This window comes from Streptomyces sp. NPDC036813 (assembly GCF_055609245.1).
Genome location: NZ_JBVJPV010000001.1, coordinates 362,574 through 377,122 on the forward strand (window position 1 = coordinate 362,574; position 14,549 = coordinate 377,122).

Consider the following 14,549-nt stretch of genomic DNA (forward strand, 5'->3'; position numbering starts at 1 on the left):
CTTCCTCGGCCCGGCCGCGGTGGCGGGGGCTGGGCAGGGCGAGCCGGTCATCGCCTCTCCTTCGCATGCCGAGCCGTACTTTGGCGGTCGGGGTGCCACGGCCGCCGTCGGTGCCGCGCCGGAGGCGGTGGGGGGTGCGGCCTCCCGGCCGGTGCAGGAGGCTCGCCCCGCGCCCTTCAGGTCCCTGCCTGACCCCGCGCTCCCGCCCGGGCCCGTCGCGTCCCCGGCCGCCCGTACCGGGACCGTCACGCGCCCGCCCGCCGGTACCGCGCCCGCACCGCACCGGGTCGCCGATCCCCGCTCGCAGGCCGACGGCCGACCTGCCCAGCCCGGCGTCCCGCCCGCACAGCCTGGCGTCCCCCCTGCCCGGCCGGGATCACACGCCCTCGCCTCCGCCCTGTCCGACCCCGTGGCGCCCCCCACCGGTCCTCCAGCCGATGCCCAGGCTGCCGCGCGCCCGGTACCCCCCGGCTCCAAGCCGCGTAAGCGGCGTCGTGGCGGGGCTCGCTTCGCCGGTGCCGTCGACGAGGGCGACGCCGCGCTTCTCGCGGAGCCGGTGCCGGTTGCCGACGCCGGCCGTGGCCCGCGGGGGGCCCGGTTCGCCGGGGCCGGGGAGGGCGCCGAGGCGGTGCCCGCGGCCGAGCCGGTGGACGGGGCCGAGCCGGTGGACGGGGCCGATCGCCGGGCGGTCGAGGACGCCGTGGACCGGCTCGCGCGGCTGCGCGCCGACGGTCGTACCGGTGACGCACACGTGCTGCTCATCGAGCTCGCCCACTGGCCCGCCGCCCGCTTCCCGCTGCTCGCCGCCGAGCTGCACCGGGCCGGGCTCGGCGCGGACTGGGCGACGCTGCTGTGGGAGGCCGCCTCGCTGCCCGCCGAGCGGCTCGTCGCCGCCGCGGACGCGCTCGTCGCGGCAGGCCGGGACGCCGACGGCGAGCACATCCTGCGGCAGGGCGTCGCACGGCCCGCCGAGGAGATCGGCGCTGCCGTGCTCGCGCTGCACACGGCCGGCCGCCACCGCGAGGTGCGCGCGCTGCTCGGCGCCTACGTCCGCGTCCGCACCCCCGAGGAGGCCGCCCGCAGCGCCGCCCCCGACCCCCGGCTCCTCGTGCCGCTGCTGCTCGAGGCCGCCCGGGGCGTCACCGACGAACGCCACTGGGACCTCCTGCACGCCCTGCGTGTCGCCGGTCTCGCCCACTGAGCGCACCCGAAGCCACCGACACCCGCCCCCGTGGCCACCCGCCCGCGCCGATGCCGCCCACGCGCACCCGAGACCCGCCCGCACCGAGACCACCCCCCGGCCGATGCCCGCCACGGGCACCCGAGACCACCGCCCGCACCGGATGCCCCCACAGGCACCCGAGGCCATCCGCCCGCACCGAGACCACTCGCCCAGAAGCGACCCACGCGCACCCCGCGCACCGAAAACGCCGCCCCACCCACCCCACCAGCCCCACGGATCACCCACAGGAGTGTCAATCGCCCTCGACTCAGCGGGTTGGCGACGATGGTCTTGGCAAGCCCGTCCGGGAGGCTTACGTTCGTCCCTCTACGGCCTGCTTCTACGGGCGTAGAGGCTCTGACGTCGCGTCGAAGGAGCAGCTCATGGCGAACGTCGTCCGTGCCGCCCTGGTCCAGGCCACCTGGACCGGCGACACCGAGTCCATGGTGGCGAAGCACGAGGAGCACGCCCGCGAGGCAGCCCGCCAGGGAGCCAAGGTGATCGGCTTCCAGGAGGTGTTCAACGCCCCGTACTTCTGCCAGGTCCAGGAGCCCGAGCACTACCGCTGGGCCGAGCCCGTCCCCGACGGCCCGACCGTGCGCCGTATGCAGGAGCTCGCCCGCGAGACCGGCATGGTGATCGTCGTCCCGGTGTTCGAGGTCGAGCAGTCCGGCTTCTACTACAACACCGCCGCCGTGATCGACGCCGACGGCAGCTATCTGGGGAAGTACAGAAAGCACCACATCCCGCAGGTGCGGGGCTTCTGGGAGAAGTACTACTTCAAGCCCGGCAACCTCGGCTGGCCCGTCTTCGACACGGCCGTCGGCAAGGTCGGCGTGTACATCTGCTACGACCGGCACTTCCCGGAAGGCTGGCGGCAACTCGGGCTCAACGGCGCGCAGTTGGTCTACAACCCCTCCGCCACCCACCGCGGCCTGTCGGCCTATCTGTGGCAGCTGGAGCAGCCCGCCGCCGCGGTCGCCAACGAGTACTTCGTCGCCGCGATCAACCGCGTCGGGCAGGAGCCCTACGGCGACAACGACTTCTACGGCACGAGCTACTTCGTGGATCCGCGCGGGCAGTTCGTCGGCGGAGCCGCCTCCGACTCCAAGGAGGAACTCGTCGTCCGCGACCTCGACTTCGACCTGATCGACCAGGTGCGGCAGCAGTGGGCCTTCTACCGCGACCGCCGCCCCGACGCCTACGAAGGACTGGTGCAGCCGTGAGCGACCTGTACGCCCGCCACCGCAGTGTCATGCCGGACTGGCTCGCGCTGTACTACGACGACCCGATCGAGATCACGCACGGCGAGGGACGCCATGTCTGGGACTCCGACGGCCGCCGCTACCTGGACTTCTTCGGCGGCATCCTGACGACGATGACCGCCCACGCCCTGCCGGAGGTGACCAAGGCCGTCAGCGAGCAGGCCGGGCGGATCATCCACTCCTCCACCCTCTACCTCAACCGCCCGATGGTCGAGCTGGCCGAGCGCGTCGCCCACCTCAGCGGCATCCCCGACGCCCGCGTCTTCTTCACCACCTCCGGCACCGAGGCCAACGACACGGCCCTGCTGCTCGCGACGACGCACCGGCGCAGCAACACGATCCTCGCCATGCGCAACAGCTACCACGGCCGCTCGTTCAGCGCCGTCGGCATCACCGGCAACCGCAGCTGGTCGCCGACCTCGCTCTCCCCGCTGCAGACGCTGTACGTGCACGGCGGGGTGCGTACCCGCGGCCCGTACGCCTCCCTGAGCGACGAGGACTTCATCGCGGCCTGCGTGGACGACCTGAAGGACCTCCTCGGCCACACCCGCCCGCCCGCCGCGCTGATCGCCGAGCCCATCCAGGGCGTCGGCGGCTTCACCTCCCCGCCGGACGGTCTGTACGCCGCCTTCCGCGAGGTGCTCGCCGAGCGGGGCGTGCTGTGGATCGCCGACGAGGTGCAGACCGGCTGGGGCCGCACCGGCGACCACTTCTGGGGCTGGCAGGCTCACGCCCGCAGCGGCCCGCCGGACATCGTCACCTTCGCCAAGGGCATCGGCAACGGCATGTCCATCGGCGGTGTGATCGCCCGCGCCGAGATCATGAACTGCCTGGACGCCAATAGCATCTCCACCTTCGGCGGCACCCAGGTCACCATGGCCGCGGGCCTCGCCAACCTGGGCTATCTGCTGGAGCACGACCTTCAGGGCAACGCCCGGCGCGTCGGCGGCCTGCTCATCGAGCGGCTGCGCGGGATCGCCGCCCAGGTCCCGGCCGTACGGGAGGTGCGCGGGCGCGGGCTGATGATCGGCGTCGAGCTGGTGCGGCCCGGCACCGACGACGCCGATCCGCAGGCCGCCGCGGCCGTCCTGGAGGCGTGCCGCACCCAAGGGCTGCTCATCGGCAAGGGCGGCGGGCACAACACCTCCGCGCTGCGCATCGCTCCGCCGCTGTCCCTGACCGTCGCGGAGGCCGAGGAGGGCGCCGCGATCCTCGAGGACGCCCTGAGAAGCCTCCAGTAGCGGCTCGGTGAGCGGTGAGCCGAGCGGCAGCATCGAGGAAGGCGCCATGACCATCACCTGGGAACCCGTGGAACCGGCCCTGTCCGTACGGCAGATCCTCACCCTCGAGCGGGTGCTCGCCGGGCAGCCCGAGGTGGTGGCCGGCGCCGGCCGGCTGGACCGTCCCGTGCGCTGGGTGCACGTCGCCGAGGCGCCCGACGTCGGCGTGATGCTCAGCGGCGGCGAACTCGTGCTCACCACCGGCGTGCTCCTCGCCGGCGACGAGGACAAGCAGGCCGACTACATCCGCTCCCTGCACCGCGCCGAGGCGGCCGCGGTCGTCCTGGGCCTCGGGCGGGCGTTCCCGGCCGCGCCGGAGGTGATGCGCAGGGCGGCCGAGCGGTGCGGGCTGCCGCTGGTCGTGCTGCACCGGCCGTTCCCCTTCGCCCAGCTGACCGAAGAGGTGCAGGCGCGGCTGGTGCGACGCGAGTTCGCCGCGGTCAGCCTGTCGGAGTCCGTACGCACCGCGCTGACCGCGCTGATCACCTCCGGCGCCCCGCTGCAACGCCTCCTCGACGAGATCGCCCGGCACTGCGGCTGCCCCGTCGTCGTCACCAACCTCGCCCACCGGGTGCTGGCCACGGCGGGGGAGCGGCCCGCGGTGGACGACGTGCTGCGCGACTGGGACCGCATCGCACGCCAGGCCGGCGCCGCCGACGCCGACGGCTGGATCCGCGCCGAACTCGGCGGGCGCGGCGAGCGCTGGGGCCGCCTCGTGCTGTGCGGCCACCGAGGAGACCCGGCCGTCGGCCGCCTCCTCGCCGAGCGGGCCGCCGAGGCCCTCGTCCTGCACCGCATGCTCGCCGGACCGGCCGCCCGCACCTGGGAGGAGCAGTCCGCGCAGAGCCTGCTCACCGACCTGGTCTCCGGCGTCGTACCGGCCCGGCAACTGCTGCCCCGCGCCCGCGCCGCGGGGCTGCCGGTCAACCGGCGCACCTTCGTCCCGCTCGTCGTCCGCGACCGTGACGCCGCACAACTGGACCGCGTCCTGCGGCTGCTGGGGCTGCCCGGGCTGGTGGCCGAACTCGCCGGCGACACCACCGCCGTCCTGCTCAGTCTCGCCCGCGACCAGGACGCCGACGCGCTCACCGCCCACTTCGCGGCCCGGCTGCGCGCCGCGCACCCCGCGGGCCGGCCGGACGACCACGCCCCGGCCGTGGTCGCCGCCGCCGACCCGCGCACCGCCTGGGACGACGTACCGGCCGGGCTGCGCGAGGCGCGGCACGTCGCCGACGCCGTCGCCGACTCCGCGGCCGCCCTCGACCTGCCGCCCGTGGTCCGTCTCCGGGACGTCCATCTGCGCGGCCTGATCCGGCTGCTGCGGGACGACCCGCATGTGCAGTCCTTCGCGGAGCGGGAGCTGGACGGGCTGCTCGGCACCGCCGACGACGACCTGCTCGCCGTCCTGCGCACCTACCTCGCCACCGGCCGCAACAAGTCCCGCACCGCCCAGCTCCACCATGTCTCCCGGCCCGCCCTGTACCGCCGCCTGGAAGCGATACAGACCCGCCTGGGGGTGGACCTGGACGACTTCGAACAGGCCGCCTCGGTGCACATAGCCCTCCTCGCGCACGACGCGCAACATCCCTGACACAGACGACCACCTGCGAAAACGGCGGTGAAACATGCGCCAGACGAAGGGTGACACGGTGGCACGCCGCACCCCTGTGGACGTGACACGGTGTACCTCACCGCGCGCCCCCGGACTTTCTACGCTCGCCGCACACCGACCGAGCGGAGGAACGTGATGAGCCGAGTGATCCGCGCCGCCCTCTTCCAGACCGCGTGGACGGGCGACAAGGAGTCCATGATCCAGGTCCATGAGCAGGCGGTGCGCGACGCCGCCGCGCAGGGCGCCCAGGTGCTGTGCTTCCAGGAGCTGTTCTACGGGCCGTACTTCTGCCAGGTCCAGGACCCCGCCTTCTACGCGTACGCCGAGCAGATCCCGGACGGCCCGATCGTGCAGCGCTTCCAGGCACTCGCGCGGGAGGCGGGCATTGTCCTCGTCCTGCCGATGTACGAGGAGGAGCAGCCCGGCGTCCTGTACAACACCGCCGCCGTGATCGACGCCGACGGCTCCTACCTCGGCAAGTACCGCAAGACGCACATCCCGCAGGTCAAGGGGTTCTGGGAGAAGTTCTACTTCCGTCCCGGCAACGGCGGATGGCCCGTCTTCGACACCGCCGCCGGCCGCATCGGCGTCTACATCTGCTACGACCGGCACTTCCCGGAGGGCTGGCGGGCCCTCGGTCTCGCGGGCGCCGAGATCGTCTTCAACCCGTCGGCGACCTCGCGCGGTCTGTCCCGCTACCTGTGGCAGCTGGAGCAGCCGGCGGCGGCCGTGGCCAACGAGTACTTCGTCGGCGCGATCAACCGGGTCGGCGTCGAGGACCTCGGTGACAACGACTTCTACGGCACGAGCTACTTCGTCGACCCCGAGGCGCAGTTCGTCGGCGAGGTCGCGAGCGACAAGGAGACGGAACTGGTCGTGCGCGACCTTGACCTGGCGAAGCTGCGTGAGGTGCGCGACCGCTGGCAGTTCTACCGGGACCGCGCCCCCGGGGCGTACGAACCGCTGACGGCACCGTAGACACCCCGGGCGCGGGGCCGGGTCCGATCTGCGGGTACCGCCGCGCGGGCGCGACCAGCCACCCACGACCGGCACACATCCACCGGGAGGAGCGACACAGACATGAGCACCCGAACCGTCATCCGTGGGGGCCTGGTCGTCACCGCGTCCGACGAGATCCACGCCGACGTCCTGATCGAGGACGGCCGTATCGCCGCCCTCGCCGCCTCCGGCACCCCGGCCGCCGGGGCGTGGACGGCCGAGCGGACGATCGACGCCACCGGGAAGTACGTCCTGCCGGGCGGCGTCGACGCGCACACCCACATGGAGCTGCCGTTCGGCGGCACCTTCGCCTCCGACACCTTCGAGACCGGCACCCGGGCCGCCGCCTGGGGCGGGACGACCACGATCGTCGACTTCGCGGTGCAGAGCGTCGGACACAGCCTGCGCGAGGGCCTGGACGCCTGGCACGCCAAGGCGGAAGGCAACTGCGCGATCGACTACGGCTTCCACATGATCGTCTCGGACGTCAACGACGAGACGCTGAAGGAGATGGACCTGCTGGTGGAGGAGGGCGTGACCTCCTTCAAGCAGTTCATGGCCTACCCGGGAGTGTTCTACTCCGACGACGGCCAGATCCTGCGCGCCATGCAGCGCTCCGCCGACAACGGCGGGCTGATCATGATGCACGCCGAGAACGGCATCGCTATCGACGTCCTCGTCCAGCAGGCCCTGGAGCGCGGCGAGCGGGACCCGCGTTTCCACGGTGAGGTCCGCAAGGCGCTGCTGGAGGCCGAGGCCACCCATCGCGCGATCCGGCTCGCACAGGTCGCCGGGGCGCCCCTGTACGTCGTGCACGTCTCGGCGACGGAGGCGGTGGCCGAGCTGGCCCGGGCCCGCGACGAGGGACTGCCGGTGTTCGGGGAGACCTGCCCGCAGTACCTCTTCCTGTCCACCGACAACCTCGCCGAGCCCGGCTTCGAGGGCGCCAAGTACGTCTGCTCCACTCCGCTGCGGCCGAAGGAGCACCAGGCCCAGCTGTGGAAGGGCCTGCGCACCAACGACCTCCAGGTCGTCTCCACCGACCACTGCCCGTTCTGCTTCAAGGGCCAGAAGGAACTGGGCCTGGGCGACTTCTCCAAGATTCCCAACGGCCTGCCGGGCGTCGAGAACCGTATGGACCTGCTGCACCAGGCCGTCGTCGACGGGCACATCTCGCGGCGCCGCTGGATCGAGATCGCCTGCGCCACCCCGGCCCGGATGTTCGGCCTGTACCCGAAGAAGGGCACCATCGCGCCCGGCGCCGACGCCGACGTCGTGATCTACGACCCGCACGCCGAGCAGGTGATCTCCGCGCAGACGCACCACATGAACGTCGACTACTCGGCGTACGAGGGCAAACGGGTCACCGGCCGTGTCGAGACCGTGCTCTCGCGCGGTGAGCTCGTCATCGACCAGCGGGAGTACACCGGGCACGCCGGTCACGGCGTCTACCTCCCCCGCTCCACCTGTCAGTACCTGAACTAGCCGAACGAGGAGTGGCGCCCATGGACTTCGGGCTCGTCCTGCAGACAGACCCGCCCGCCTCCCGGGTCATCGACCTGATGAAACGGGCCGAACACAACGGCTTCAGCCACGGCTGGACCTTCGACTCCGCCGTGCTGTGGCAGGAACCGTTCGTGATCTACAGCCAGATCCTGGCCCAGACCAAGACGCTGACCGTCGGCCCGATGGTGACGAACCCGGGGACGCGCACCTGGGAGGTCACCGCCTCCACCTTCGCCACCCTGAACGACATGTTCGGCAACCGCACGGTGTGCGGTATCGGCCGCGGCGACTCCGCCATGCGCGTCGCCGGCCGCAAACCCAACACGCTCGCCCGGATCAGCGAGGCGATGAAGGTCATCCGGGCCCTCGGCAGCGGCCGGGAGGCCGACCTCGGCGGCGGCACGGTCGTGCGGTTCCCCTGGATCAAACCGGGCGCCGAACTGCCCGTGTGGATGGCCGCCTACGGGCCCAAGGCGCTGAAGATGGCCGGCGAGGAGGCCGACGGCTTCATCCTCCAGCTCGCCGACCTCTATCTGACCGAGTACATGGTCAAGGCCGTCCGTGACGCCGCCACCGCCGCCGGACGCGACCCGTCCGAGGTGACCGTCTGCGTCGCCGCCCCCGCCTACGTCACCGCCGACGACTCGCCCGAGGCCCTCGCCCACGCCCGCGAGCAGTGCCGCTGGTTCGGCGGCATGGTCGGCAACCACGTCGCCGACCTGGTGAGCAAGTACGGCGAGCACTCGGCGGCCGTCCCCGACGAACTCACCGACTACATCAAGGCCCGCCAGGGCTACGACTACGCCCATCACGGACGCAGCGGCAACCCCGACACCGCCTTCGTCCCCGACGAGATCGTCGACCGGTTCTGCCTGATCGGACCGGTCGAGCGGCACATCGAGAAGCTGCGGGCGCTGCGCGCGCTGGGCGTCGACCAGTTCGCCGTCTACGACATGCACGACGCGCAGGAAGCCGTCATCGACGCCTACGGCCGGCACATCATCCCCGCGCTGACCGCCTGACCGCCCGCCCCCTCTCCCTCAAGCCCTTGGTCGCCCCTCCCCACCGCGTGGGGGGAGGGGCCGGTGCCCGCACACACCCCGACCCACCTCACCCCATGGGGCTGCCATGACCGAGACCGCTCCCACCGCCATACCCCCGACCGGCCAGGTCACCCTGCCCGACGGCCGGGTGGAGCTCGCGCCGGACTCCGCGCCGCCCGGCAGCCGGTACGCCAACGAGGACCTGCTGCCGGTCCCGGCGGCGCGGCGCACCTGGACCACGTACAACTTCTGCGCGCTGTGGGTCGGCATGGCCCACAACACCGCCTCCTGGACGCTGGCCTCCGGGCTGATCGCCGTCGGGATGGACTGGAAGCAGGCGGTGTTCACCATCGCCCTGGCCAATGTGATCGTGCTCGTGCCGATGCTGCTCACCGGGCACGCCGGACCCAAGTACGGCATCCCCTTCCCGGTGTTCGCGCGCGCCTCCTTCGGCCTGCGCGGCGCGAACCTGCCCGCCGTGGTGCGGGCGTTGGTGGCCTGCGGCTGGTTCGGCATCCAGACCTGGATCGGTGGCGAGGCGATCTACTTCCTGGCCGGGAAACTGATCGGTTCCGGCTGGTCGCAGGCGTCCCACATCGCCGGCTACGCCTGGACCATGTGGCTGTCGTTCGCACTGTTCTGGGTGCTCCAGGTCGCCATCATCCACCGGGGCATGGAGACGATCCGCCGCTTCGAGAACTGGGCGGCGCCCTTCGTGCTGGTCGGCGCGTTCGTGATGCTGTGGTGGATGAGCGACAAGGCCGGCGGTCTCGGCCCCCTCTTCGACCAGCCGTCCCGGCTGGGCTGGGGCGCCGACTTCTGGAAACTCTTCGCGCCCTCGCTCATGGGCATGATCGGCTTCTGGTCCACGCTGTCGCTGAACATCCCCGACTTCACCCGCTACGGCCGCAGCCAGAAGGCGCAGACGTGGGGTCAGGCGCTCGGACTGCCCACCACGATGACCCTGTTCGCGTTCCTGTCCGTGCTGGTCACCTCCGGCTCTCAGGCGGTGTACGGCGAGCCGGTCTGGGACCCGGTGCAGCTCGCGGCGAAGACGGACAGCACGGTCGGCCTGCTGTACGCCCTCGTCACGGTCCTGGTGGCGACCCTGTCCGTGAACATCGCGGCGAACCTCGTCTCCCCGGCGTTCGACTTCTCCAACGTCGCGCCGCGCAGGGTCGGTTTCCGCACCGGTGCGCTGATCACCTGCGTGCTCGCCGTGCTGATCTGCCCGTGGAAGCTCTACGCCGACCCGCAGGGCTACATCTTCACCTGGCTCGGGCTGGTCGGCGGACTGCTCGGCACGGTCGCCGGCATCCTCGTCGCCGACTACTGGATCCTGCGCCGCGCCCGGCTCGACCTCGCCGACCTGTACCGGGCGGGCGGACGCTACTGGTACGCGCGCGGCTGGAACTGGCGGGCCGTGGCCGCCTTCGCGGCGGGCGGAGTGCTGGCCGTCGGCGGCGCCGACTTCCACCCGCTGATCGACGGCCGCCCCGTCCCGGCGCTGGCCGCTCTCGCCGACTACGGCTGGGCCGTGGGGCTCGCGACGTCGCTGGTGGTGTATCTGGCGCTGATGCTGCCACGCCACCGGCGCGCATACGCCGAGGTGTGAGCGCGGCGGTGGTGCCGCTCGTACGCCGACGCGTGAGCATGCGCAGGGGCGGTCAGCCGGCCTGGCCGCCCTTCAGCGCCGCCATCGCCTCCTTGGCCGCCTTGATCGCGCCCTTGTTGATCTCGTCGGTGCTCGGCGCCTTCTTCGTCTCGAAGTCGCTGCCGTTGTAGGTGACCACCACCACGGCGTTGTCCGCGCGGGCGATCACCTCGCCCTCCCGGGTCTGCTGTTTGTCCTCGGTGGTCAGGTTCACCACCGAGTAGGCCTCGTCACCGAGACCGGGCACGGCACCGCCGCCGCCCTTCTCCGCCGTGCGCTCCTGGTACGACTTCTGCGCCTGCTCCCCGGAGCCCATGATCTCGAACGAGACGTCGAGCCAGCGGTAGTCGTAGCCCTTGAGGGCGTTCCAGGAGCATGTGCGGCGCAGCTTCACGTCCGTGGAGGGGATCTCCTTGCCGCCCGTCTTGGCGCCGGGCACCAGCGAGGTGATCGTCTTCGTGCCGATGCTCGTGCAGGGCGCGGGGGCCGTGGCGTACGACTTCGACTCCGTCGTCGCGGAGGGGGCGGTGGCCGACTGGGTGGCCGTCTTGTTCTGCGCGACTTCGTGCCCGGCGGCCGGGGCCGGGGCGAGCGGGCCGGACGACAGGGCCCAGCCGGCCGTGGCCAGCACGGCCACCGGGGACAGGCGCGCGGTCAGGGCGAGCGGCAGAGGAAGCAAACGCACGGCGCACATCTCATGGGGGAGGCTGTGAGGGGCGTCCGAAGTGCGGACGGGACGACAGTGTCACATGACTCCCTGTGGGGCGGAAGGGCGAACTCGCTCCGTGCCGGTGCGGTGACGCTGGCGTGCCGACGGGCGCCGGACTTGTACGAAAAGCCTCTCCTGCCGGGATGCTCAGGGCACCCGGGCGGTCCACTGCGGCGAGGAGAACTTGGTGCGGGCCAGTCCCTCGGCGCGGGCCAGCTCCTCGTCCGTGATCTTGCCCTCGGTCACGCCGTACCGCGTGCGGAAGGAGTCGATCATGCGCTCGATGACCGCCTCGCGGGGCAGTCCGGTCTGCCGGCGCAGCGGGTCCACCCGCTTCTTCGCGCTCTTGGTCCCCTTGTCGGACAGCTTCTCCCGCCCGATGCGCAGCACCTCGACCATCTTGCCGGCGTCGATGTCGTACGACATGGTCACGTGGTGCAGTACGGCCCCCGGCCCGCCGTGCGGGGCCACGAGCCGCTTCTGCGCGGCACCCGCGATCTTGCCCTGGTCGGTGGCGATGTCGTTCAGCGGCTGGTACCAGGCCCGGATGCCCATGTCGCCGAGCGCGCCGAGCACCCAGTCGTCGAGGTAGGCGTAGCTGTCCTGGAAGGACAGGCCCTGCACCAGCGCCTCCGGCACCGACAGGGAGTAGGTGATGGTGTTGCCCGGCTCCACGAACATCGCGCCGCCGCCGGAGATCCGGCGCACGACCTGCACGCCGTGGCGTGCGGCTCCCTCGGCGTCGACCTCGTTGCGCAGGGACTGGAAGCTGCCGATGATCACGGCGGGGGCGCCCCATTCCCACACGCGCAGCGTCGGCGGGCGCCGTCCGGCCGCCACCTCGGCGGTCAGCACCTCGTCCAGCGCCATGTGCAGCGCCGGTGACTGGGGACCCTCGTGGATCAGCTGCCAGTCGTAGTCCGTCCAGTCCGTCGCGTGCGCGAGGGCGCGGCGCACCGCGATCCCGACGCCTTCCGAGGTGAGCCCGTACATCACGGTGCCCTCGGGGAGCGCCGCGTCGACGCGGGCCGCGAGCCCCGCCGCGTCGGTGTCCGCCGGGGCGCCCTCCAGCGCGCCGTTCACCGCGTCCAGAGCCTCGTCCGGCTCCAGGAAGAAGTCGCCAGCCACGCGCACGTGCCGCAGCACGCCGTCCTCGACGTCCACGTCCACGACGACGAGCTTGCCGCCGGGGACCTTGTACTCACCGTGCACGGGGCCTCCCCTCCTGCCTACGGGATCAACGCCGCGGGCGACCGCCGTGTTCCCCGGAGCGTGATCACGCTCGTACGATCCACCCGGGAGACACACCCGAGCCCAGGAGGCGCCCGTGTTCACCACCCGGCCCACCCTGCAGGGCACCTTCGGCATGGTGTCCTCCACCCACTGGCTGGCCTCCCAGTCGGCCATGGCGGTTCTGGAGGACGGCGGCAACGCCTTCGACGCCGCCGTGGCCGGGGCGTTCGTGCTGCAGGTGGTGGAGCCGCATCTGAACGGGCCGGCGGGCGAGGTGCCGATCCTCCTCGCCCCCGCCGGCGGCGAGGTGCGGGTGCTGTGTGGACAGGGCGTGGCGCCGGCGGGCGCGAGCGTCGCGCACTACCGCGGCCTCGGCCTGGACCTCGTCCCCGGCACCGGCCCGCTCGCCGCCGCCGTGCCCGGCGCCTTCGACGCGTGGATGCTGCTGCTGCGCGACCACGGCACCAAGTCCCTCGCCGACGTCCTGAAGTACGCCGTCGGGTACGCCGAACACGGGCACGCGCCCGTGGAGAACGTCGGCGCGACCGTGGAGACCGTACGGGAGCTGTTCGAGACCGAGTGGACCTCCTCGGCGGAGGTCTATCTGCCCGGCGGCCGCGCGCCCCGGACCGGTGAGCTGCTGCGCAACCCCGCGCTCGCCGCCACCTGGAAGCGGCTGCTGGCCGAGGTCGCCGGGGCGGGAGAACGGGAAGCCCGGATCGACGCCGCGCGCGAGGTGTGGCGTGCCGGCTTCATCGCCGAGGCGCTGGTACGGCAGTCCGGGCGGCCCACGCTGGACACCAGCGGCGAGCGCCACACCGGCACCCTCACGCTCACCGACCTCGCCGCCTGGTCCGCGGCCTACGAGACGCCGGTGACGTACGACTGGAACGGCTGGACCCTGTGCAAGGCCGGCCCCTGGAGTCAGGGCCCCGTCCTGCTCCAGCAACTCGCCCTGCTCCCGCCGCAGCTGCCGCCGTACGGCTCAGCGGACTACGTCCACCTGCTCGTCGAGGGCTGCAAGCTCGCCATGGCCGACCGCGAGGCCTGGTACGGCGACGCCGCCGAGGTGCCCGTCGACGAGCTGCTGTCCGAGGACTACAACGCGGCACGCCGGGCCCTGATCGGCGACACGGCCGCCACCGAGCTGCGGCCCGGCAGCCCGGGCGGCCGCACCCCGCGGCTGAGCGCCCACGCACGCGTGGCCGCCACCGTGGCGGACGGTCCCGATCCGCTGGCCGCGCTCGGCGTCGGCGAGCCCACCGTCGCGGGGCCGGTCACCTCCCCGGTGCCGGGTGAGCCGATGGTCGGCGCCGACGGTGTCACACGCGGGGACACCTGCCATCTCGATGTCGTCGACCGCTGGGGCAACATGGTCTCCGCCACGCCCAGCGGCGGCTGGCTCCAGTCCAACCCCGTCGTGCCCGAGCTGGGGTTCCCGCTCGGCACCCGGCTGCAGATGACATGGCTGGAGGAGGGCCTGCCGAACTCCCTGACGCCCGGCCGCCGCCCCCGCACCACGCTCACACCGTCGCTCGCCCTGCGCGACGGCGTGCCCGTCCTCGCCTTCGGCACCCCCGGCGGCGACCAGCAGGACCAGTGGCAGCTGCACTTCTTCCTGGCCGCGGCCCTGCGCTCCCCGGTGCGCGGCGGGCTCGACCTGCAGGGCGCGATCGACGCCCCGAACTGGCACAACGACAGCTTCCCCGGCTCCTTCTACCCGCGCGCCATGCGGCCGGGCGCCCTCACCGTCGAGTCGCGCACGGACCCCGACGTCGTCGCCGAGCTGCGCCGCCGCGGTCATGACGTGACCGTCGGCCCGGCCTGGTCCGAGGGCCGGCTGTGCGCGGTCGCCCGCGACCCGCGCACCGGCGTGCTGTCGGCGGCGGCCAACCCGCGGGGGATGCAGGGATACGCGGTGGGCCGCTGAACCCGGAGCCCTGGGCAGGATGAGCGGAGCCGCATCCGGCCTTGGGCAGGATGAGCGGAGCCGCACCCGGCCTTGGGCAGGATGAGCGGAGCCGCA

Annotated in this window: 11 protein-coding genes; 9 read left to right on the forward strand and 2 right to left on the reverse strand. The window is 72.6% G+C overall.

Translation table 11 applies throughout. The features are described from left to right. Positions 1-556 precede the first annotated feature (556 nt). The 8 genes from ACZ67Q_RS01495 to ACZ67Q_RS01530 all read left to right on the forward strand — a co-directional run bounded on the left by ACZ67Q_RS01495 (position 557) and on the right by ACZ67Q_RS01530 (position 10,542). Positions 557-1,201 carry a hypothetical protein gene (locus ACZ67Q_RS01495; RefSeq protein ID WP_471175021.1) on the forward strand — a complete coding sequence of 215 codons (645 nt, stop codon included), beginning with the start codon at positions 557-559 and terminating at the stop codon, positions 1,199-1,201. Between the two features lie 404 nt (positions 1,202-1,605). Then, positions 1,606-2,448: a nitrilase-related carbon-nitrogen hydrolase gene (locus ACZ67Q_RS01500; protein ID WP_471175023.1), complete on the forward strand. Its 843-nt coding sequence runs from the start codon at positions 1,606-1,608 to the stop codon at positions 2,446-2,448. Positions 2,449-2,477: 29 nt separating this feature from the next. After that, positions 2,478-3,728 (forward strand): aspartate aminotransferase family protein, encoded by a 1,251-nt coding sequence (locus ACZ67Q_RS01505; protein ID WP_471175978.1) that lies wholly within the window; start codon positions 2,478-2,480, stop codon positions 3,726-3,728. Between the two features lie 46 nt (positions 3,729-3,774). Then, positions 3,775-5,358 (forward strand): PucR family transcriptional regulator, encoded by a 1,584-nt coding sequence (locus ACZ67Q_RS01510; RefSeq protein ID WP_471175025.1) that lies wholly within the window; start codon positions 3,775-3,777, stop codon positions 5,356-5,358. A gap of 156 nt (positions 5,359-5,514) precedes the next feature. Next, on the forward strand, positions 5,515-6,357 hold the full coding sequence (locus ACZ67Q_RS01515; protein WP_471175027.1) for a nitrilase-related carbon-nitrogen hydrolase: 843 nt from the start codon (positions 5,515-5,517) through the stop codon (positions 6,355-6,357). A 102-nt stretch (positions 6,358-6,459) separates the two neighbouring features. Continuing rightward, positions 6,460-7,863, forward strand: coding sequence for a dihydropyrimidinase (gene hydA / locus ACZ67Q_RS01520; RefSeq protein ID WP_471175029.1), 1,404 nt, complete (start codon positions 6,460-6,462; stop codon positions 7,861-7,863). Positions 7,864-7,883: 20 nt separating this feature from the next. Continuing rightward, positions 7,884-8,906 (forward strand): TIGR03842 family LLM class F420-dependent oxidoreductase, encoded by a 1,023-nt coding sequence (locus ACZ67Q_RS01525; RefSeq protein ID WP_471175031.1) that lies wholly within the window; start codon positions 7,884-7,886, stop codon positions 8,904-8,906. A gap of 106 nt (positions 8,907-9,012) precedes the next feature. Next, entirely contained in the window at positions 9,013-10,542 is a 1,530-nt protein-coding gene (locus ACZ67Q_RS01530; RefSeq protein ID WP_471175033.1) for an NCS1 family nucleobase:cation symporter-1, read from the forward strand. Between the two features lie 52 nt (positions 10,543-10,594). On the opposite strand, the gene ACZ67Q_RS01535 is transcribed toward ACZ67Q_RS01530, so the two are convergent. Then, complete coding sequence (locus tag ACZ67Q_RS01535; protein ID WP_471175035.1) at positions 10,595-11,266, reverse strand: hypothetical protein; 672 nt, start codon at positions 11,264-11,266, stop codon at positions 10,595-10,597. Between the two features lie 171 nt (positions 11,267-11,437). Beyond that, the gene (locus tag ACZ67Q_RS01540) at positions 11,438-12,502 is read right to left on the reverse strand and encodes a lipoate--protein ligase family protein (RefSeq protein WP_471175037.1); all 1,065 of its coding nucleotides are present in this window, start codon (positions 12,500-12,502) and stop codon (positions 11,438-11,440) included. 115 nt (positions 12,503-12,617) lie between these two features. On the opposite strand from ACZ67Q_RS01540, the gene ACZ67Q_RS01545 reads away from it, so the two are divergent. Further along, the gene (locus tag ACZ67Q_RS01545) at positions 12,618-14,453 is read left to right on the forward strand and encodes a gamma-glutamyltransferase family protein (RefSeq protein WP_471175039.1); all 1,836 of its coding nucleotides are present in this window, start codon (positions 12,618-12,620) and stop codon (positions 14,451-14,453) included. Positions 14,454-14,549: the final 96 nt, after the last annotated feature.